General features: G+C 34.7%; 14 protein-coding genes. 3 read left to right on the plus strand and 11 right to left on the minus strand.

Annotation, left to right across the window (positions count from 1 at the left end; all coding sequences use genetic code 11):
* The first annotated feature begins 49 nt into the window (after positions 1-49).
* Complete coding sequence (locus Q4566_RS14760) at positions 50-2,785, plus strand: CHAT domain-containing protein (protein ID WP_303422807.1); 2,736 nt, start codon at positions 50-52, stop codon at positions 2,783-2,785.
* On the opposite strand, the gene Q4566_RS14765 is transcribed toward Q4566_RS14760, so the two are convergent.
* From Q4566_RS14765 to Q4566_RS14775, 3 genes are all read right to left on the minus strand, one after another.
* Positions 2,760-3,482 (minus strand): tol-pal system YbgF family protein, encoded by a 723-nt coding sequence (locus tag Q4566_RS14765; protein WP_303422810.1) that lies wholly within the window; start codon positions 3,480-3,482, stop codon positions 2,760-2,762. The genes Q4566_RS14760 and Q4566_RS14765 overlap by 26 nt on opposite strands.
* Positions 3,483-3,486: 4 nt before the next feature.
* On the minus strand, positions 3,487-4,029 hold the full coding sequence (locus Q4566_RS14770; RefSeq protein ID WP_303422812.1) for an RNA polymerase sigma factor: 543 nt from the start codon (positions 4,027-4,029) through the stop codon (positions 3,487-3,489).
* Positions 4,030-4,288: 259 nt separating this feature from the next.
* A complete protein-coding gene (locus Q4566_RS14775; RefSeq protein ID WP_303422816.1) occupies positions 4,289-7,381 on the minus strand; it encodes a glycoside hydrolase family 2 TIM barrel-domain containing protein in 3,093 nt (1,030 codons plus the stop codon).
* 475 nt (positions 7,382-7,856) lie between these two features.
* Here Q4566_RS14775 and Q4566_RS14780 point away from each other — a divergent pair, with 475 nt between their 5' ends.
* On the plus strand, positions 7,857-11,099 hold the full coding sequence (locus Q4566_RS14780) for a carbohydrate-binding protein (RefSeq protein ID WP_303422819.1): 3,243 nt from the start codon (positions 7,857-7,859) through the stop codon (positions 11,097-11,099).
* A gap of 837 nt (positions 11,100-11,936) precedes the next feature.
* Here Q4566_RS14780 and Q4566_RS14785 read toward each other — a convergent pair.
* Together Q4566_RS14785 and mnmE are read right to left on the minus strand one after the other, a co-directional pair.
* The gene (locus Q4566_RS14785) at positions 11,937-12,452 is read right to left on the minus strand and encodes a tetratricopeptide repeat protein (protein WP_303422822.1); all 516 of its coding nucleotides are present in this window, start codon (positions 12,450-12,452) and stop codon (positions 11,937-11,939) included.
* 690 nt (positions 12,453-13,142) lie between these two features.
* Positions 13,143-14,546, minus strand: coding sequence for a tRNA uridine-5-carboxymethylaminomethyl(34) synthesis GTPase MnmE (gene mnmE / locus Q4566_RS14790; RefSeq protein WP_303422825.1), 1,404 nt, complete (start codon positions 14,544-14,546; stop codon positions 13,143-13,145).
* A gap of 249 nt (positions 14,547-14,795) precedes the next feature.
* On the opposite strand from mnmE, the gene Q4566_RS14795 reads away from it, so the two are divergent.
* Positions 14,796-15,200, plus strand: a complete 405-nt coding sequence (locus tag Q4566_RS14795) for a hypothetical protein (RefSeq protein ID WP_303422828.1) — start codon at positions 14,796-14,798, stop codon at positions 15,198-15,200.
* A 21-nt stretch (positions 15,201-15,221) separates the two neighbouring features.
* Here Q4566_RS14795 and Q4566_RS14800 read toward each other — a convergent pair whose 3' ends face one another.
* From Q4566_RS14800 to Q4566_RS14825, 6 genes are all read right to left on the minus strand, one after another.
* On the minus strand, positions 15,222-16,052 hold the full coding sequence (locus Q4566_RS14800; protein ID WP_303422831.1) for a S1 RNA-binding domain-containing protein: 831 nt from the start codon (positions 16,050-16,052) through the stop codon (positions 15,222-15,224).
* A 127-nt stretch (positions 16,053-16,179) separates the two neighbouring features.
* Complete coding sequence (gene menD, locus Q4566_RS14805) at positions 16,180-17,988, minus strand: 2-succinyl-5-enolpyruvyl-6-hydroxy-3-cyclohexene-1-carboxylic-acid synthase (RefSeq protein ID WP_303422834.1); 1,809 nt, start codon at positions 17,986-17,988, stop codon at positions 16,180-16,182.
* A gap of 48 nt (positions 17,989-18,036) precedes the next feature.
* Entirely contained in the window at positions 18,037-19,152 is a 1,116-nt protein-coding gene (locus tag Q4566_RS14810; RefSeq protein ID WP_303422836.1) for a chorismate-binding protein, read from the minus strand.
* A gap of 6 nt (positions 19,153-19,158) precedes the next feature.
* Positions 19,159-19,584: a PaaI family thioesterase gene (locus Q4566_RS14815; protein WP_303422839.1), complete on the minus strand. Its 426-nt coding sequence runs from the start codon at positions 19,582-19,584 to the stop codon at positions 19,159-19,161.
* A gap of 200 nt (positions 19,585-19,784) precedes the next feature.
* The gene (locus Q4566_RS14820) at positions 19,785-20,459 is read right to left on the minus strand and encodes a hypothetical protein (RefSeq protein WP_303422841.1); all 675 of its coding nucleotides are present in this window, start codon (positions 20,457-20,459) and stop codon (positions 19,785-19,787) included.
* A 125-nt stretch (positions 20,460-20,584) separates the two neighbouring features.
* A complete protein-coding gene (locus tag Q4566_RS14825) occupies positions 20,585-21,532 on the minus strand; it encodes a nitronate monooxygenase family protein (RefSeq protein ID WP_303422844.1) in 948 nt (315 codons plus the stop codon).
* Positions 21,533-21,597 lie beyond the last annotated feature (65 nt).

Here is a 21,597-nt window from a genome sequence, read left to right on the forward strand (position 1 = left end):
TCAACTTAACAAGTATGTCTAAAATTGATAATATGCAAATTGTCTTTAAATGAAATTGAGGTTATTAGTTACTTTTTTAATTGGACTTATAATTCATGAACACGCCTACTCTCAGTGTACCATTCTTGAGGAACTAATAAATTCCAATCTCTCGTTAGATGTTAAACAGCAAAAAATCGATTCGCTTGTCGCAAGTTTGGTTCGAAGCGACAACGTAAGTCTGGGTAATTGTTACCATGATTTAGGAAATAAGTGGTATTTCCTAAATTGGCTTAAGCATGAAAAACAAGAATCGCTTGATAAAGCAATTTTTTTTACTTTAAAAGCCATTGAAATAAAATCAAATCCACCAATAACAGATACAATTTCTTTGAAACAGTCAATGTATAATCACGGCTATTTTGAAAACCTAAACGGCAACTCATATGAAGCCACAAAAATCTTTAAAAAAATTATTTTATTAAATGGCACAGATGAAGTAACTCTTTACGCTTTAAAAGATTTGGGAATGATATATCTAGAAACTGGCGATTTTCATAAGGCTATTGATAGGTTCAATGAGATAATTGAAATATGTAAGAATGTCCCTGAACAATGGGCATTCTTATTGAATACTCATATTTTGATGGCAGATACTTACGGAACAATGGATTACCTAAAATATGAAAATACAATTTATACTCAGCTTCAAAAGGCTGATTCGATTATACGAGATAAAAATCGAGAAAATTCTTTTGAAAAAAATCAAGTACTTCTGTTAGAGGGTAACCTTTTACTCAGAACTGGAAACTATACGGATGCTATCTCGAAATATGATAAAATAATAGAACGTTCAGAATTGTTTTACCCTGAAGAGTTGGCTGTCGTTTATAATAATCTTGGATTTTGCCTTTTAAAAAAAAATGACCTTAAAAGAGCGGAAAAAGAACTTCGCAAGTCTATTTCATTAGATCATAAATATTCAAATTCCTATGAGAATTTAGGTGATCTGTTAATTAAAAAACAATATTTTAAAGAAGGTATTACATATTATAATAAGGCTATTACTGTATTACTAGGAAAAAGTGAATTTCAAAAACCTACATTTGAAGATCTAAAATTAGTAGATAATAAGCTATCAATGCTTGATCATTTTGTTGCAAAGGCTAATGGATTAATTACGTTCTATAAACAAGAAAATAATAAAAAACATCTAACAGAGGCTCTGAAAACGTTTAAATTAGCAGATAAAATAGTTGACTTCATCCGGCATGAAAGTAGCGAGTATCAGTCGAAATTATACTGGCGAAAACAAAGTTCCTACTTATATATGCAAGCGGTAAAAGTCTGCCAACTTTTAAACCGTCCCGGAGATGCTTTTTATTTTATGGAGCGAAATAAAGCACTATTGTTATTAGAAGATATTAGCAATGAGGAAGCAAAGGCAATTGGCCAAATTCCATTAGAAGTAGCCCAAAAAGAGTTTGATCTAAAGCGTGCTATTTTTTTATCGGAAAATAAACTGGAAGAGCATATCAATCATTTAGGCATTGATTCTCTTGCTGTTCTTAAAAGAACAATACGAGAACTTAAGTATACTTATGAAAAGCTTGTAGACTCGTTAAACACAACCTATCCTAACTATACTAAATTTAAAAGGAAAGTGAATGTATTGACATTACAACAATTACAATCTAACTATATTTTTGAAAATAAAGTGGCACTTCACTATATTCTAAATGAAGAAGAAGGATACGGCTTATTGACCACCGCCAATACTACTGAGTTGTTTCCATTAAAAGACATTCCAAACTTCAATAAAGATATAGAAAACCTAATCACTGCTTTGTCTAATGGCTTTTCAGATGTAGATAATCTCAACGTGATTTCCAATAAACTATTTAAAACCCTCCTTCCAAAAAATGTATATAATAAAATTAAGGGGAAACAACTAACCATAATACCCGATTATACACTCCAGCAAATTCCATTCGAAATATTAGTAACCAATGTTGAAGATTTAAAGTATCTCATTGAGGATGTTCAAATATCCTATGCTTATTCATATTCTCTACTCGATTATAACAAAAAAGACAAAGTTAAAAATAATGATATGTGGCTTGGTGTTGCACCTGTTACATTTACTAAGCTAAAACTTCCTGAACTTTTTTTTAGTAAAAGTGAGGTTAACAATATTGCTGAAGTTTACCATGGGGAGACTTTTTTGAATGAAAAAGCCTCTAAAGCCAATTTCATCAAAAATGCCAATAAACATAACGTACTTCACTTAGCTACCCATGCGGATATTGGAAATGAAAGCAACCCTTGGATAGCTTTTAGTGATTTAAAAATGTATTTAAAGGAAATTTACGCCACAAAAACACATGTTGACATGGTCGTATTAAGTGCGTGCAATACTTCCTCCGGTGATTTAAAACGTGGCGAAGGAATTATGAGCCTGGCACGAGGGTTCTTTTACTCAGGCGCCAAAAGTGTGGTTTCTACCTTATGGTCTGTTGCTGATGAATCAGGAAATACGATCCTTATTAACTTTTATAAAAATCTAAAGCAAGGAGACTCCAAATCAAAAGCCCTTCAAAAAGCCAAACTAGATTACTTAAAAAATACCCAGGAGGAGGAATTAAAACATCCCTACTATTGGGCTGGTTTTATAGTTTTGGGCGATAACTCACCTATTTCCGAAAAGCCTAATTCTCCTTGGTTAGCTGTTGGCCTTGTGCTTTTAGGAACAGGAGTTCTAATATTCGGCTACAAACGAATTAAAGCGCATCGAGAAGCTGCTTAGCTTTTTGTGCGTTATAGGCATTCCTTTCTACAACACTATTTAGTGCCTGCTTAGCCTGTACCATATCATCTAATTGCAAATACGCCATGGCTAAATACCAGTACGTTTTATTAGTAAGTGAATCTTGGGTCTCTAAGTGCTTGTTTAATAGAGGCACTGCCTCTTCTGCTCTATCCAATTGAATCAAAGCATTGGCTTTGTAAAAGAGATAATAAGGTTCCTTTTCTGAGGCATATAATTCTGTGAAAAGTTGTACCGATTTTTTATACTCACCTTTGTTATACTCAGAAAATGCCTGGGTTTTTATATCATTTAATTGATCTCCTCGAATTATTGGGTGTGTAACATTACGGTAAGGCTTAAAGTTTTGGACATACAGATCATGCGATGTCGTATTTTGATAGGTTGTGAAAAAATAAGTTATACCAACTAATAAAGCGATAGAAGCAGCTACAAGCCATTTGGTTGGAAATTTACTTATTTCTGTTTTTTTCTCTCTTGCTTCAGATTCAAAATCTGATAAAATCTTCATGAATTTTTCATCTTCCTCAGCTGAAATTGCTCTGTTGACATCAGAGTGAAACTCCACTTCATTTCTAAACTCAGGATCACTTTTTAAAAGCGCGTCAAATTCTTGCTGTTCCGTTTTGGCTAGCTTCCCCTGCAGGTATTTTTGTAACAATGTTTCTTGATTCATAATGCTATCCGTTACATAGTTCTCTTAACGTTTTCAAACATCGCGATTTTTGAGCTTTTACTACATTTTCATTGCCGTATCCCCCCTCCTCAACAATTTCTTTAATATTTAGTCCACGATAATAGTACATGGTTAACACCTGTTGACACTTTTCTCCTAACTCCTTAAAGTAATTACGCAATAACGACTGTTTTTCAGTCAATGGGGGCTCTCTATCGATTTCTATCTCTTGAATTTCCTCCTCAACCACATGTAATTTGGCTTCGTAAGGTATTTTTACCTTTTTTCTCTTTAATACGTCGTAAATTTTAAACTTGCAGATACCGAAAAGGTACGTCTTCATACTACTTTTAACATCATCTAACGTTCCTTTTATTGCCAATTTTCGAAGTGCTAAAAAAGCCTCTTGATACACGTCTGATAGGTCATCTTCATTCAAATTATACCTTTTCCCAAAGTTCAAAAACTCAGTTCGATATTCATTATATATTGCTTTTAATTTAAGTCTATCTTCCGATTGCAGGTCTTGAACTGCATTTTTATCCATTTGTGAATCTTTTATAGAGGAAGGTTGTTTTGCCACCTACTCATTTCAAAGGTAATTGTAAAAAAATCAAAATACAAACACAATCCATTATGCCTTATTGAACAATTTTTATGCTATAATTAATACTCATAACTAACGTTTTATTGTTTTTTTATCACCAAAATCGGCCGTGTGTAAAAAAATGTAATTATTTTTCATCCATGGAAGAGTACCTAAAATGACACATTTAACAACCCTTTATTATTTTCAAAGTAATAAGTTAATCCATAATTGGTTCTATATAAAATGTATACTTCATAGGTTCTGGAAAAATCAAATAATCTTGGTAAGGCAATACGCCCCAACTCGTATCTCCTCCTACGCCCATTTGTTTATAATCAATATTTAAGTTTACATGATTTCTAGGTCGAATATCTGTGGTATGACGATTTCTTCCTGTTGGCTCAAAATCTTCATTATTAAACCGGTTAACATTGAAATTAAGCTTTTGCGGACTAGTAAACCTTAAACCTTTGTTTTTATCATTCATTAACTCTAACCAACGAACATCTGTTCTATATCCGTTTTCTTGTGGCCGAATGTATGGCACATAAAAGTCTTTAGCATTGGATTTATAAACACCTAAAAAAGCCGATTGGTTTCTGTCTGGATAATTTTCGTGCGGTCCTCTTCCATAGTAGAATACTTGATCTAAAGTTTTAACAAGCTTCACATTCATTCCCATACGCGGTATTAATCCGCTTCCTCCTGTTTTTTCAAATACATATTGCGTTTTAATTTTCCCATAGCCATCTACCGTATAATTAATAAAAAAATTAGCTATTTCAGGGTTTTCCTTTCTAAAACTAATCATCACGCGATTATCATCAAGTGCTCTCCATGCCACATGCTTTAATTTCAATTTACTTTCAACCGCTTTCCAATTCATAGAGTTCTCTGGTGTTTTAGCTCCTAAATCATTATCTATTGGAGCTCTCCACATATTTAATAGTAAAGGCGCAGCCATCCATTCTTCTTCATCAACCATATAGGAAGTTAAAGTTCCTTTTACTTTGTCGAAAGTTATTTTAATATTGGACTCGCAAGTAAGTTCAATGCGTTTATCTGTTTCAGACACTTGTATAACAGCTTTTGAAACATTTTCTTTTGAAGGAAAACGTCCATCTTTAAGGATAAATTGATCTTTGGCAACAATATGTCCTGCTTCCAAAAATTCTGTAGCCTTTTTAAGTTTCCAATGAAAATTAATTATGTATTCATCTTTGGAGGTTTCCTTAGATAAATTGACCTCTAAACTAAACATCTTTGTGGATTGTGGTACTACTGATAATTCCAGACTTCCGCTTTTAACCGGTCGGCCATTTTTTAACAGATCCCATTCCAAATTAAAATCAGACAAATTGGTGAAAAAATGTTCATTAAACACTTCAAAAGTCAAGGCGTTGGCATCTGTTAATTTTACATGTATGTTTTGATATTGTTTTTTAACTTCCCAAAGGGCTGGTTGAATTGTTCTATCAGGGAAAACAATGCCGTTCAAACAAAAAGGGCCTGCATGATCTGCTCCTTCTGGCTCAAAATCACCACCATAAGCCCAATATTTCTCTCCATTGTCGGAAGTTTTTGTTATTCCTTGGTCTACCCAATCCCAAATAAATCCACCTTGAACTCTTGGCTCTTTTCTAACAAAATCCCATAACTCTTTTAAGTTTCCTGTACTATTCCCCATAGAGTGCGCATATTCCACCCAAATAAAAGGCCGCTCTGGGTTTGCAGGCAAGTGCTCTTTTTTAATATCTATTATTGGAGCATACATGTAGCCAATAATATCGGTATGTCTTACATGATCAAAATCTGGATCTACCTCGGCACGATCATAAGATACCAACCGTGTATTATCCTGTTTCTTTAGCCATTGGTAACTGTCAATAAACGGTTGTCCGGTACCTGCTTCATTACCCATGGACCAAATGATAACCGATGGGTTATTTTTATCTCTATTAAAAACACGCTGAATCCTATCGGTAATAGCGGTATAATAACTGGAATCTCTTGCCACCTCATTAACTATCCAGCCATAGCCATGTGCTTCTACGTTGGCTTCATCAATTACATACAGTCCGTATTTGTTACAAAGTGTATACCAATACGGATCATTAGGATAGTGAGAGGTTCTTACTGCGTTGATATTAAATTGTTTCATCAACTGGATGTCCTTTAGCATCATTTCCTTTGTCGTTACATGACCTAAAACAGGGTCATGTTCATGGCGGTTTACCCCTTTAAATAAAACAGGTTCACCGTTTACTAATAATTGTCCGTTTTTAAGAACAACACTTCTAAAACCAATTTTTTGAGCAATAGATTCCTGTACTATCCCTTGACTATTTTTTAAGCTGATAAGTAACGTGTATAGGTTTGGTTTTTCTGCCGACCAGGGTTTAATTTGGTCTATTTCCGTTTGAAATTGAATGGTACTACCTGCTTCTTTATTTACGGTCTGTTTCCTGTTTTCGGTGTAAACCACTTGATTTCCGTCGTAAAGTTTTACTGATATATTTGTGGACTGCTTCGCGGTAACATTCTTTAAATCCACCGACAAATCCAAAACACCTTTTGTAAAGGATTCGTTTAAAGTTGCCTTTGCAAAAAAGTCTTGCACCATTAATTTTGGGCGCGCATGGAGAAACACGTCTCGCTCTACCCCTGCCAAACGCCAAAAATCGATATCTTCAATATAACTAGCATCTGTGAACTTATAAACCTCAATAGCAACATCATTTATTCCTGGTTTAATAAATTTAGTGATATTAAATTCTGCTGGTAACTTACTGCCTTGGCTGTAGCCTACTTTCTTTCCATTAATCCATAAATAGAAAGCACATTTTACAGCCCCAAAGTGAATATAAACCTCCTTGTTACTCCAATCGGCATCAATATTAAATTCTCTTTTATATTGGCCTACCGGGTTATAATCATGAGGAACAAAAGGTTTGTTTTTAGGAAACGGATAGGTAATATTCGCGTAAAACGGATAGCCATAATGCTGCATTTCCCAGTTGGATGGCACAGGGATTTCATCTTTTAATTCAGTGTTCCCCTTTTGGTAAAAATTTTTGGATCTTTCGTTAGGATTAGCACTCCATTTAAATTTCCAAATACCGTTGAGAGATTTATAATGACTGGTTTCCAAATCCTCATTTAAGGCGTCTTTTTCCGAATCGTATGAAATAAAATAGGCATGCCCTGCTTCTTTATTTATTCCTATAACTTCAGGGTTTTCCCAATCGTAATTCTGTGTGGTAGCTGGTAAACAAAGCCCTAAGCACAATAACACTAAATAATATTTCATATGTTTTTTTTGAAATTAATTCTGAATTCTTAATAAACATGAAAAGTTATTCAAATAAAATAGCTTAGGTAGCACACTAGTACTAGACAAAAACTGCACAGGGGAGAAAATAGAAATTTTTATAACTAATGATTTTCTATTGCGTTAGGCGTTTGTCTAGTGTTACAATGTAGGTCTATACCTGCACAAAACATGCCCAACAAAAATTATAAAACATGGAAGAAAAGTAATACACATATGCAGGCATGGTTTCTCCTTTATCGCAAACACCTCATTAAACACTGAAAGTCAAAAGACTAACAATATGTTTATTTTTTATCCGATACTTAAACAAAAGGCATTTCAAATAAAATAGACTAGTATTACCATAGTACTAGAAATAAACTCTACATAGACATAGAATGTTTTTTTCCTTGCTATTTAAGAAAGTATTTTTTTGTATGTTTATACCTACAAATTAAACAACTACACTACAATGAAACCAAAAACCTACGCGAGTCTATTACTGGCTCTTGTGGTGCATGTCTGTTTTTCAGCGGAAATTCATGTATCAAAAACAGGAAACGATTCCAATTCAGGAACAGAAGCATCCCCTTATCGAACCATTGAAAAAGCAGCAAATGTCGCTGTTGCAGGTGATGTCGTAATTATTCATGAAGGAACTTATGAAGAAACACTAACCCCAAAAAACTCAGGTACAGCGGGTAACCCCATTACTTTTAGGGGTGCACCTGGTGAAGCTGTCATTATAACGGCTATGCAAGCTGTTAATAATTGGACTTTGGATAATGGTAATGTTTATAAGGCGACTGTAAACTGGGATTTAGGGCAAGACAACATGTGTTTGCACAACAATCAATTAATGGACTTAGCCCGATGGCCCAATAACACACCTCAAAACCTATTCGAAAGAGATTATTTACCCGCCTGTAATACAGGTACAGCAGGTGGAAGTAGATCGGTATTAAACTATGGTAACAATAGAAATGGCCATGAAGCCTCGATTCCTTATGCTGGAAAATGGGAAAATGGTGGTACGATTCATTTTTATGGTGGTGCCGGATTCTTGGCCTGGACGGATTATATTACAGGTTCTAGTGCAAACCAAATCAATTTTTATCTCAATAAAAATCTAAATTGGATTAATGAAAAGCACCATCCTGGCTATACGGGTCATGGTGTAAAACGGGGCGAGTTCTTTTTGCAAGGCATTAAAGAAGCCTTAGATTATAAAAACGAGTGGTTCTATAGCAACAACACGCTGTACGTTCAAATCGATGGTGGTGGTGCTCCGACAGACAACACTATCCAATTCAGAAAAAGACAGCAAACCATTAATTTAAATAAAAACTATATTCACGTTGAAAATTTAGCCGTATTTGGAGGCGAAATAACACTATCAGGAGACAACAATCGTGTGTATCAGGTGTCTAGTTTCTATGGGAACCACACGCTAAATGTGATTAATAGCTTTGACTCCGGAAGACAAAGTGTATTGATGACAGGTAGAAACAACACTGTAGAGCGATGCGAAATAGCTTGGGGCGGTGGAAATGGCGTTTACGACAAAGGCGACAATAACAAACTTCTAAATTCTTATGTACATGATTTTAATTATTTAGGAAACTACGATTGTGTATTGAATACCAGAGGTGCTACAGGTGGATCCTATCGCAACAATACTTTAACAAGGGCAGGAAAAGATGTCATTCAAGCCTATGTAGATGGCGGCGAGTTTGCGTACAACGACATTAGCTACAGTATGCGAATTGCGGATGATGGTGGATTATTATACACTACCAATAGTAGAGCATCAAAATCAAGTATCCACCATAATATTTTTCATGATTCCGATGCTCGTGAAGGTCGATTTAAAGCAGCAGGTATTTATCTAGATAACCGCTCCAAAAACTGGGACGTACACCACAATGTCGTATATAATACGGAGTGGACAAATGTTCAAATAAACTGGGACGGAACTAATTTGAACATCTTCAACAATACCTTTGTAAACGGTTCGGCAACCATGGGCGCTTGGTACAATGGTTATAACCAAAGTAACGTTAAGGTTTGGAATAATATAACCGAAAAAGAGGCTAGCGACCGTCCGGGTAATCAAGAAGATGAACATACTTGGGAACCAACTGCCGATAAACAAAACAACTTGGTTAGTGCTACTTCATTCAATAATATTACCAATAACGATTTCACCTTAAAAGCCAATGCGCAAGCTATTGATTATGGGCGAGTAATAGATCTTAACGGTATTAATTATACCGATGGTTACCAAGGAGCCAATCCTGATGTTGGTGCTTACGAATATGGAAACACCCCATGGGTAGCAGGAATATCGTGGAGCGGTTCGGCTTCTGGTACCTGTTACGGTCTACCTGGAGAAACGTGCAGCAATAGCGCTACAGACTCCGTTTCTTTTACACAAACAGTTGATGCTATGGAACCAGAATTGTCCTTTGAAGTTCCTGTACGTTATTCTGCAACCGAAACAAGAGATGTATATGCTGTTTTCACCGCTCCAGACGGAACTTGGCTAGGAAATGGCATGGAAACTGTTCCAGCAGGATCAGGCAGTGTAGCTATATCTATTGATTTGCCCTCGTTACCAGAATTAGGGGAAGATTATAAAATTTCCATAGCAATTAGACCTACAGGAAGTAGTAACTGGGTAGATAATTTAGATGAAGCAGTAATTTTTACCGATATTTTAGAAGCAGTAATTACAGATGATTACGTAGAGTTTGTGAATTTACCAAGTGAATTTGTGCAAACTACAAGTATAGAAGTAGAAGTTGCCTACAAAGCGGTAGCTCCTAGAGATGTCTCTGTAGTACTTACTCAACCAAATGGAGCTTGGCTGGCAAACGGTAAAGTAACTGTTGAAGCAGGAACTGGAACCGTAGCCATTACAATTCCTTTAAACGCCTTACCGGCATTAGGAGAAGATTACAAATTAGATGCAACCATCAGAACAGTTGGTGGTGGATATGCCGATAATACGCACAATCAGTACCAATTGGTTGATATCGTAGAAGCATTGTTAGAAGATGCTCCTCAAGGGTTGACAATCGAAGCAGAATTATTTTTAGAAACAGGAGGAACTTACGTTGATGATTTAGGAACAGGAGTAAATAAAGGTGAATTTGGAATCAACTATGTAAATAATGAAGATTGGGCAAAATATACTTTTAATGTTACTGAAGGAGGAACTTATGAGCTTACTTATTTAATATCTTCACCATCTGATAATGCTGAAATTACTATTTTAATAGATGGTGTTGCCGTTTCTGTAGATGCCGTTGAAAATAATGGTGCATGGGATACTTATCAGGAGCTAATTGCTCAAAATGAGATAAACCTGACAACGGGTCAACATACTTTAGAAATTAGAGCTACAGGAAGTAATAATTGGCAATGGAACTTGGATAAAATCAAGTTGACACAACAATACGTTTTGGATGCAGAGGATCACGAGTTGAAAGTAGTTTGGTATCCAAACCCTGCTCAAGATTTTGTTTCCATGGTATCAAAAAAACAAATTACATTGGTTCGTATATTTGATACTAAAGGAGTATTGGTAAAACAAATTGATGTTCGAAATACAGCAGCAACCTTATTGATTGATGATTTGCAAGCAGGAGTTTATATACTAGAAGTAGAACTAGTTTCAGGACGTCAACAACAAAAAATAATTAAGTTATAAAGTAGTGATATTCTTTTTTTAAGATGAAAGGCTTCAGAAAACTGAGGCCCTTTTTCTTTAGAGATGGTCGAAAACTAAAACAAGACTTACCCGCTCCCGCTAGTCTTCGACTAGTGGTCTACAAAGCCCTTACTTCAACCTTCCCTCCATAGAACGCCTCTCCCATGCCTATAAAGCAATACATAAATATATACCTTTAATCCTTATTTTGAAAACAGTTTTTTTTACAAAAGCCTAGCCATATCTATATTTTGAGCACCTAGAAACATAGGCAACCAAACACAAACTACGGGCACTAAATAACGGATTGTGATTTTTTGATTTTTTATTCATGTAGGTTAGTTTGGTTTTTGGTTTGGGGATTTCTAATTTGAAACTAGTTTATTGTCTGGGCCATATTTTTGTTTTAAAAATAACAGTAGCCCTTTGTCAATGTATTTTAATCGTTTTTATTGGACAAACATCAAAGCTTACCTTGTTGGTCAGTTATATTAGTTACATAACTTTACCCCCGTTTAAACGAGGGGTATATTTAATTGTCTTTTCATAAAAAATACCTGTACGCACTAAAGCATCCTTTTTAAACTCTTTAGTAAGCTACACTCTGGAGCCTTCTTCAGGAAAATAATTATCGGACTTATACAGAAACTTTCCCTTAAACACAAAATACATAACGCCCCCTAATCTACATCTTTAAAGATCTATCTAAGCGCAGCATAATTATTGGGTTTCAACAATAAAAAAACCTCATAAACAATCCTTATTTACGAGGTTTAAATTATCTTTTAAAAGCCGTTTCAGCAAAGCTTAAACGATCATTCCGTTTGTATCTTGTTCTTATTTATTCAAATACGCATCCAGTGGCTCTAAAATATTCTGAGTTGAAGTCATTTCTCCTGATAACGTTTGCGCTTCGCTAATCATTTCAGGTGTTAAACCTTTGGTCGATGCAATGTTATTCCTTGCCGAATTTTGTGGAGAAGTATCCATAGTAGCTGAGGTTAGCAATAATGCAATACCAGCAACTTTATTTACCGCGACACCCTGACCACGAATATACAGCATCCCAAGGTTACCAATGGCTAACCCATCACCTTGTACCGAAGCTTTACGATACCATTCATTCGCTTTATCAAAATCTATTGCCGTACCATTGCCATTCTCATAGCACACCCCAAGATTAAATTGTGCTGCCGAATTTCCTTGCATTGACGATTCCCTATACCAATGCACTGCTTCCTCTAAATTTTTATTTGTTCCAAGTCCTTGCTCATACATTAATCCTAAATTGTACTGCGCATAAACATGACCTGCTTTGGCGGCCTCGGTAAAATCGTTAAACGCTGCTGGCATATTATTTTCACCTGCTGCTATAAGACCTGCTTCAAAAGCGGCCTTTCCTTTTATAGAATCCGTGGGAGTTTCTTGGACTGGATCAGTCGAAATTGCTTCATCCGAACTTGTAGTTTCTGTTTGAGCAACAGGAGTGGTCTCTGTTTTTTTAGGACTTGAGGTTTGTCCTTTACAGGATATTAGTACTGCAAGGCAACTGCTTAAAAAAAAAGTGCGACATGCTAATGATAGTGGTTGTAGTGGTTTCATTTACTATGTATTATTTTAAAAAAAATTCTAATGATACAGAACGTACAGGTTAACGGCTTAAAAGATTAATCACTTAAATGAACGTCTTGATTTAAACTCAAAAATAGTATTTTATTATACAAAAGAAAGGTTTTTAGTACTTGAATCCTGCGTTTCTTAAATAATTACAAGTTCACCCCACCATAAACCACTTATAGCGCTAAATGCAAATATTCTTTTAGAAAACTACAATAATTTTAAACCCCACACCAAGACATAAATTTTAACTGACACTACCATTTTTCACCCTGAAGTACTTCTTGGATTTTGCTCTAAGTTTAGAAAAAACAGACACCCCACTCATTAACCATCAATTAGTTGGGAATACCGACTCATATCAATTCATTTTTTATCAAGGTAAATGATTCAGATAATAAAATATAGGTTACCAAGAGAGACGAACTATTTGCCAATACAAAAGTTAGCAAATATATTGCCAAGCAACTCATCGTTAGTGACTTGACCGGTTATTTCCCCAAAATGATATAGCGCCTGACGGATGTCAATAGCCATTAAATCTGAAGATAAATTAGTATCAATACCATCTTGTACTTTTTGAATTTCTTCAAAAGCTTTTAATAGGGAATCGTAATGTCTGGTGTTGGTGACAATGGTTTCGTTATTGCGTAGCGCTCCTGTGTTTACAAAGCCGATGAGTTGGTTTTTAAGCGCATCTACACCCCTGTTTTCTTTAGCTGATAATAGAATATATTTGGAGTTTTCGATACCGCTTAAAAAGGTGGTTAAATCTTTTTCTTCGGCTTCTGAAAGCTTATCAATTTTATTCGGAACAATTAACAGAGGCTTTAAAGGGTATTTGTTTTTTATTTTTTCAATTTCTATTTGAAACTGTTCAGCATTATCCACAAATTGTGTCGCATCAAAGAGGTATAAAACCACTTGCGATTGCTCAATTTTTTCAAAGGTTTTCTTGATTCCAATACCTTCTACCACATCTTGGGTTTCACGTATTCCTGCAGTATCGATAAATCGGAAGCCAATACCTTGAATCACCAATTCATCTTCAATAGTATCTCTCGTGGTTCCGGCGATATCACTCACAATGGCGCGGTCTTCATTTAAAAGGGCATTAAGTAATGTAGATTTCCCTACGTTTGGTTCGCCTACAATGGCCACAGGAATACCGTTTTTAATCACATTACCTACAGCAAAGGAGTCTATGAGTCGTTTTAAAACGAAGGTAATTCTGGAAATAAGTTCTTTAAATTGCGTTCTGTCGGCAAATTCAACATCTTCTTCAGCAAAATCAAGTTCTAATTCAATTAAGGAAGCAAAGTTTAAAAGCTCTTCACGTAGTTTGGCTATTTCCGAAGAAAATCCACCACGCATCTGTTGCATAGCAATTTGGTGACTCGCCTCGTTGTCACTTGAAATTAAATCGGCCACAGCTTCCGCTTGACTTAGGTCTAACTTTCCGTTTAAGAAGGCTCGCAAGGTAAATTCACCTGCATCGGCCATACGGCAACCATTTCGTAAAAATAACTGAATGATTTCCTGCTGAATATAACTAGAGCCATGACATGATATCTCTACCACGTTTTCTCCTGTATAAGAGTTCGGATTCTTAAAAACAGAAACTAAAACCTCATCAATGGTACGTTCACCTTCCACAATATGCCCCAAGTGAATGGTATGTGTAGACTGTTTAGCCAATTGCTTACCTGAAACCGATTTAAACTGAGATTCAGCTATGGTAATGGCTTCTTTTCCCGATAAACGAATGATAGCAATGGCACCTGCGCCAGATGGTGTTGCTAGTGCAACGATGGTATCTTGATTAATCATAGGGCAAAAATAATTATAATAAACGAAGCTATGAAGTGTGAAAGACTATTCTTAAGAATTTTTATAGTGTTGAAATATCTCAATTATGAAGCGTAATTCTTTTTGTAAAATAAACAATTTCGTAGCTTAAAATTTTTTATTATCTTTAAATTAGTTAAAAAACCTACTTAAAAATTGATACTTTCTTAAAAATCATCAATTTACACATCAAGACATCTATTATTCTGAACTCCCTAATTCAAAATAAATATGCCCAACAATGACACATCTATACTAAAACAATATATTCATCTAGAAACTTTAGATATAGGTCGCCTATACTTTTTTAAAAACTATGTGGTTGCAGAATTTAACGAAGGGGTGACTATTGATTTTATAACTTTTGAACCTTGCCACAGGCTCATAAAAAAAGCCTTTGGAACCGAAGATTTTGGGTTTATCAGTAATCGTGTAAACTCCTACTCTATCATGATTACTGAAGCTTATTTATTTAATAAAGCCTTTCCAACGGCTAAGGCCTATGCCACTGTAACCTATAACCTTAGTGCTAAAAAAATCACAGCCATTGAAGACCACTTTTTTAAGTTTAATAAAAAGGATTTTAATAATTTAGAAGAAGCTGTTGCTTGGGTGAAAGCTACTCTTAACAACTGATTATTCAATCACACACAGGTTTTAAACTAAATATATACCATCAGATTTTATTTCAATCTGACGTTCTTTATAAAGTGCCCCTATCGCTTTTTTAAAGTTCTTTTTACTCATTTGAAGCTGCTCTTTAATCGCTTCAGGACTCGACTTATCAGTAAGATTCATATACCCTGAATTGTCTTGAAGCTCATGTAAAATACGCTCTGCATTAGGCTCTATATTACGATATCCTATTTGTCCTAAAGAAATGTCTAACTTATTACCCGGGCGTACTTTTTTAACGATTCCTGTTAGTTTATCACCAACACTGATATCTTTATAAATCTGGTCTTTATAAATTAACCCCGAGTGGATTTTATTTACAATAACATTCATACCAATATCTGAAGGGTGCGACACGATTAAATCAACTTCATCAAACTGTTGCACCGTTAAATTGGTATTATCTAAAAAACGATTGGTTTTACTTGAAGCGACTAGTCGTTCTGTTTTTTCATCTAAATAACAGTGCACCAAATACCAGCCCCCAGCTTTCATATTAAAAGCCTGCTCTTTAAACGGACAAAATAGTTCTTTAACTAAGCCCCAGTCTAGAAAAGCTCCATAATCAGTAACTTGATTACAACGTAACAAAGCAAATTCACCACGTTTAATATATGGCATATCGGTAGAAGCCACCGGGCGTTCTTCGTTATCTAAATAAACGAAGACTTCTAATTTATCGTAAATTTTAAAACTATCTGGAACGTAGCGCGTAGGAAGCAACACTTGATTGTCTTCATTATCGATTAAATAGATCCCGTGTTCTGATTCACGAAGTATTTCTAGCGTATTTACTTGTCCTAATGTTATCATGCGGCAAAGGTAATGATATTAACGAAAGATAACTTTATTGAAAAACAAAAAACGCATAGAATCTATACGTTTTTTTATGATTGAAATTTCTCTTTATAATTTAATTTCAAATTATAAAAGCCATTACCTATTTTGCTTCAGAATCTTTCGGTACTACTTTTTTCTTTGAAATCTCTTTTAAATTTTCAAAATAACCTAAAAGCACTTCGTCGTTAATTTTCTTAGGTGTGAAAATCTCTAATAATTTAGGCTGTTTACTTTCCGAATAAAAACTATTTAAAGAAGTATTTAATTTGTCTTCATCTGAAACCGATTCATAATCCAAACCATACATTTTACATAAATGTTCTGCTGAAAGGTTATGATTTGTTTCAAAATAAGTGTCGAAATTTTCAGTGTTTTTATGTCCTGGTAAAATTCTAAAAATACCACCGCCTTGATTATTTACAACAATAATTCTAAAATTGTTAGGAATATAATTATTCCAAAGTGCGTTACTATCGTATAAAAAGCTTAAATCTCCAGTTACTAATACTGTAGGCTTATCTTCCCTTGCCACCGCACAACCAATAGCTGTAGAGGTACAACCATCAATACCACTAGTACCACGGTTACAATATACTTCTAAGGTTTTATCTACTTTAAACAATTGTGTATAACGAATTGCCGAACTATTTCCTACTTGTAAAACACTATCGTCTGGAATGGATTTTAAAACCTTATTAAAGACTTTTAAATCGGAATAAGGCGCGTTAATAACATAATCTTTATGTTTCTTTAATCGCTTCCCTTTTACGTCGAGCCAACGGGTTTTATATTGACTTTTTACGTAGTGCAATATTTTAGGTAAAAAGGATTCAAAAAAGTGATTAGGGGTCGTTTCTATATGATTATCTAAACAAAAGAACGTATCATTAGCTTGTTTACGATCGATATGCCAATGGTGTTTTGGCTGATAATTTCTTAAAAATTGTTTTACTTTTTTAGAAACAATTAAGCCTCCAAATGTCACTAAGATATCTGGTCGAAGTTCTTCCTTCTCTTGTTCTGTTAATGGTGCTATAAACTGATCGATACTTGGAAAAAAACCATTATGATGAATGTTTGAAGTTGATTCTGTCAAAACAATGATACTATCATCTTCTGCAATTTCATCCAACCATTTCTTTTCTATTTTATTTGGCATATTAGAACCAACCAATATCATTTTTTTAGGCGCTGTATCCCACTCTTCTAAACAAGATTGCAGGACGTAATCTTCAATTTCATGTTCTTTTGCTACAGCTTCAACTGTTTTTGGAGAAACCGTTAGCTTATCTACAACCTCATAAAGCGGTTCGTCAAACGGAATATTAATATGAACGGGGCCCTTTTTCATAATCGCCATATTGATGGCTAAATTAATTTCTTCCTCGTTACTTTTTTGAATATTTTTCTGTAAACCCAGTAAACGCTCGAATCTATCTTCTACTTTGACTAAAACTGGAACTTCTTCATTTGAAGGAATGTGTTTTTCATCTTTCAAATCCAACTTCAAATCGGTTGAAAACAAAGCATGATTTTCAAATACGTTTTTCTGATTAATAGTTTGTCCATCTCCTATGTTTATTAAATGCTTCGGGCGGTCTGCCGACAATACCACCAAAGGGATATTACTAAAATAAGCCTCTGAAACTGCTGGATAATAGTTTAAGAGCGCACTTCCAGATGTACAGACAACAGCTGTTGGTTGTTGTAATTGCTGCGCTATTCCTAGGGCAAAAAAACCTGCACAGCGTTCATCAACAATACTATAGCATTTAAAAAAAGGATCGTTAGTAAAACCTATTGTTAAAGGTGCATTTCTGCTACCAGGAGAAATCACAATATGCTTTACCCCTTTTGATTTACATAGTTGAATAACTGTTTGAGCAAGTGCAATTTTTGGATATGTCATTTAATCAGGATGATCTTGGTTAACACTCAAAAATAAGAAAACCAACAATTATATAATACTTTTAATCACTAAAGATTTTGAAACGGTTTCTAACCATTCTTTTTCAGCATCAGAACCTTTAGTAATTCCACCTCCAACATATAATAAAGCTTGCTCATTTTTAAGTTGCATACAGCGCAAATTCACGTATAATTGTGTGCTATTTTTAGTTAGAGCATAGGCTCTGTTTTCTATATTTCGCCTTCCAGAACGTGGCGCAACGGTCTTTTCTATATTTAATTCCCCTAAAAAACCTGTATAATATTCACGGTTATAATTTTCATTTTTTAAAATAAATGCTTTGGCACTTTCCTTAGGTAAACCACAAACCGCTGGTGTAGGGTGCAGTGCATCAATGACACTTTTTAAAGAAACTTCATCTTTTAATTGTGCAGAAATCATAGTTTTTAAGTGTAGTAGATTTCCTGTTTTTACGGTTTCTACTTCCGAAGCCTTAAAACTTTCTGCCAATGGTTTTAAATGATCTAAGATAAAATCGGTTACAAACTGCTGTTCTTGTATTTCTTTTTCCTGCCAAGTCACTTCTAAATTCCCTTGATAGTTTTGAGTACCGGCCAAAGCCATAATAGAAAATCGTTTGCCTTCTATTTTAATTAGAGTTTCTGGTGTAGCGCCCAGCCATAAACCAACTTTTGGGTGATACCAACAATAAACATAAGCCGATTTATAGGTGTTTAATAAATTCTTTAAGATTTTTAAAGGATCTGCTTTGCGGAGTTGGACAGCTTCCTTTCGGGATAGCACCACCTTTTTAAAAACATCATTTTTAATAGCTTCAACACCTTGATTAACTAAGTTGATGTGAAATATTTTGTCCTCTGCAGTGGCTGTACTATTTACAGTTGAAGTTTTATCTGTAACTGAAGTTTCAAAAACCGTAGTTAATGTTTCTGAAAATTCCGAAGGCATTAATATGCTTTTTTCTGAATTATCAAATGGTGCGAAAACAAAACCCTTTTCTGTATAATCTTCAGAAAGATATAACTCGTCATTATTTTGCAACAAACCATTTAACTCTGAAGCATTCGGTTTTCTATAAGCTACAAATGGCAAATTGTTTGTATACTGCGTTTTTATACGTTCAAAAAAAGCTCCTGAAGTCATGTAAATCTATTTCGATTTTGGGAGTGCAATAGTAGTCAATTTACACAACGAAATCAAATTATCATGGTCGTCTGTTACACGTATTTCTAAAAGTTGAGTCGTTCTACCCTTGTGTAAATAAACAGCTTTGGCGTACACGTTTCCATCTTTAACACTTTTTAAATGGTTGGCCGAAATTTCTATACCTCTTACGAACACATCTTTGTTGTGCATTAGAATTTGTACAGCAAAACTTCCCATCGTTTCTGCTAAAGCCGCTGTTGCGCCGCCATGCAAAACACCGTCGGGTTGATACACTTTTGAAGTCACCGGCATTTTCCCTAGAATAAAATCATCTCCATAATCTACTATTTCAATATCTAGGGTTTCCATTAAAGTGTTTTTACATACGGCATTGGCGCGTGCCAAAACTTCTTCTTTAGATAATTCCATTGAGAATATATTTTTTAAAACTTTAATATTTCATTAAAAAAAATGAAGCTGTTTCAAAAGCCTACAATCGCGTCATTCTGAACTTGTTTCAGAACCTCATTATACTGATTTTCAATGATAATGAGAACCTGAATCATGTTCAGGTTGACGAAATATTTTCCTTTGAAACAGCTTCAATCAACTGTATGATATAACAGTTTTTACTTATTAAACTGCTCTAAAACTTTTTCTGCGTAAGGTTTAGCAACTCCTGAAGCCGAATCTGGGTCTGTAATTTCAGAGTTTACAACAGCTACCAATTGCTTAGAATTTTCTCTACCTAAATCATAAACTACTGTTTCTAACTTGTAAATATCCGATTCGTAAGTACGTTGAGAGCTTGGTATGTAACTTCCTCCCATGCCATAAGGCGAGTAGAAAGAACCATAATAGCCGCCAAAACCACCATATCCGCCATAAAAACCAGGGTAATAACCTCCTGCTACATAACCACCAGATTGTTCTGTGTTAATTTCTGTTTTAACATCTTTTACTACGGTTAATGCTACGGCTCCAAAACCATCCTTTTTAAACTTGGCGATATCTTCGTTTACTTCAGACTCTTCCAATTTTTTATTAATTTTAATATCTGGATAAGTCGAATAACTAGGCACAGCATTTATACCAACACTTTTTAATTTACTAACAATTTCCTGTTCGAATAACTGTCTTGAAGCTCTATCGTCCATTCTAGCTATAACTAAAATTTTATCGTCATGGATTTCTCTAATATCAGGAGCTTTCCAAGTATCAGTCACTTTAATTGAAGGTCCGCAACTATAAAAAACAATAGCAATTAAAGAAGCGCATAATAGTGTTAATTTCTGTTTCATCATTTTAATTTTTAAAATATGGAATATGTTTTATCCAATTAAGGGATTTAATTCGTTTCAAATATAAACATTAAGAATAGGTACTCAAGAAAACTTTATTAAAGATTTAACTTAATGAAATAAGACTTTTAGCTTACTAATCGTCTTACAATATCTTTTACGGGTAATATTTTATTTGTGTATTCAATACTCGGTCCGGCCACCCATACCGTTTTATAAGTCGCTTTAGTTGCTGCATTTTTAGTCGCATTCATGCCTATTGAAAACCGTATCATTTTAACCCATTTTTTTAATGCCTTATTTTTGTTTAAAACGGATTCCAACCAAGTTTGTTCTGTTCCAATTTTCTGTACATACGGGGTGTTAATTACGGTACAAGGTGTTCCCGAAATGCGTTCGGTCATGACGATGTCTTTTTGACCATAATCCACACAGGCTTGTTTATATTCATCGGTGACTCCTGCTTCCTCTGAAGCAATAAAAAGACTGCCTACTGATACACCACCAGCGCCATAACTTAATATTTTATCGATATCTGCTTTACAACCTACGCCTCCTGCAGAAATAATAGGAATATGACAGTTTGTACTTAATTCTTCTATTAAAGCTTTTGGGGTTTTGTTTCCCCGATGTCCCCCCGCTTCATTGTTTACCGCAATAATAGCATCTGCACCTAGAGCTTCTACTTTTTGTGCATATTTTAAATCGACGACATCACAAAAAACTTTGATTCCCACTTTATGGGCTTCAGTAATTGTCTCTGCTGGGCTTCCCAATGAAGTAATTATAAAATCGCAGCCTTCTTCACAAATAAGCTCTAATTGCGCTTTAAACTTTACATTAGATTTATTTACTATTAAGTTAAAACCAAAAGCACCATTTGTTGCCTTTGCTGCCTTTAATTCCCGAAGTGCCATTCTAAGCTCATCTAGTGTCCTATAATTTAGTGCGGGTATACAACCTGCTATTCCACAATCCATTGCTTCTTTAACCATAGAAACATTGGAAACCAAAAACATAGGTGCTTGTATAATCGGATGTTTAATACTTAATAGTTCGGTTAAAGATATAGGCATATTTCTTTTTTATCAAATATAATAAAATATTATGCATACATAATAAACAAAAATAGACTAGCCAG

The sequence above is a fragment of the Tamlana sp. 2_MG-2023 genome (genome assembly GCF_030548465.1).
Classification (GTDB): domain Bacteria; phylum Bacteroidota; class Bacteroidia; order Flavobacteriales; family Flavobacteriaceae; genus Pseudotamlana.

Bases quoted from the DNA above. Each gene is read 5' to 3' on its own strand.
- Q4566_RS14800 (WP_303422831.1), bottom strand. From the start codon at position 16,052: ATGATAACATTAGGACAAGTAAATACGCTAGAAATACTTCGTGAATCA.
- Q4566_RS14795 (WP_303422828.1), top strand. From the start codon at position 14,796: ATGCCCAACAATGACACATCTATACTAAAACAATATATTCATCTAGAA.
- Q4566_RS14810 (WP_303422836.1), bottom strand. From the start codon at position 19,152: ATGACTTCAGGAGCTTTTTTTGAACGTATAAAAACGCAGTATACAAAC.
- Q4566_RS14780 (WP_303422819.1), top strand. From the start codon at position 7,857: ATGAAACCAAAAACCTACGCGAGTCTATTACTGGCTCTTGTGGTGCAT.
- Q4566_RS14820 (WP_303422841.1), bottom strand. From the start codon at position 20,459: ATGATGAAACAGAAATTAACACTATTATGCGCTTCTTTAATTGCTATT.
- mnmE (WP_303422825.1), bottom strand. From the start codon at position 14,546: ATGATTAATCAAGATACCATCGTTGCACTAGCAACACCATCTGGCGCA.
- menD (WP_303422834.1), bottom strand. From the start codon at position 17,988: ATGACATATCCAAAAATTGCACTTGCTCAAACAGTTATTCAACTATGT.
- Q4566_RS14775 (WP_303422816.1), bottom strand. From the start codon at position 7,381: ATGAAATATTATTTAGTGTTATTGTGCTTAGGGCTTTGTTTACCAGCT.
- Q4566_RS14825 (WP_303422844.1), bottom strand. From the start codon at position 21,532: ATGCCTATATCTTTAACCGAACTATTAAGTATTAAACATCCGATTATA.
- Q4566_RS14765 (WP_303422810.1), bottom strand. From the start codon at position 3,482: ATGAATCAAGAAACATTGTTACAAAAATACCTGCAGGGGAAGCTAGCC.
- Q4566_RS14760 (WP_303422807.1), top strand. From the start codon at position 50: ATGAAATTGAGGTTATTAGTTACTTTTTTAATTGGACTTATAATTCAT.
- Q4566_RS14815 (WP_303422839.1), bottom strand. From the start codon at position 19,584: ATGGAATTATCTAAAGAAGAAGTTTTGGCACGCGCCAATGCCGTATGT.
- Q4566_RS14785 (WP_303422822.1), bottom strand. From the start codon at position 12,452: ATGCCAGCAGCGTTTAACGATTTTACCGAGGCCGCCAAAGCAGGTCAT.
- Q4566_RS14770 (WP_303422812.1), bottom strand. From the start codon at position 4,029: ATGGATAAAAATGCAGTTCAAGACCTGCAATCGGAAGATAGACTTAAA.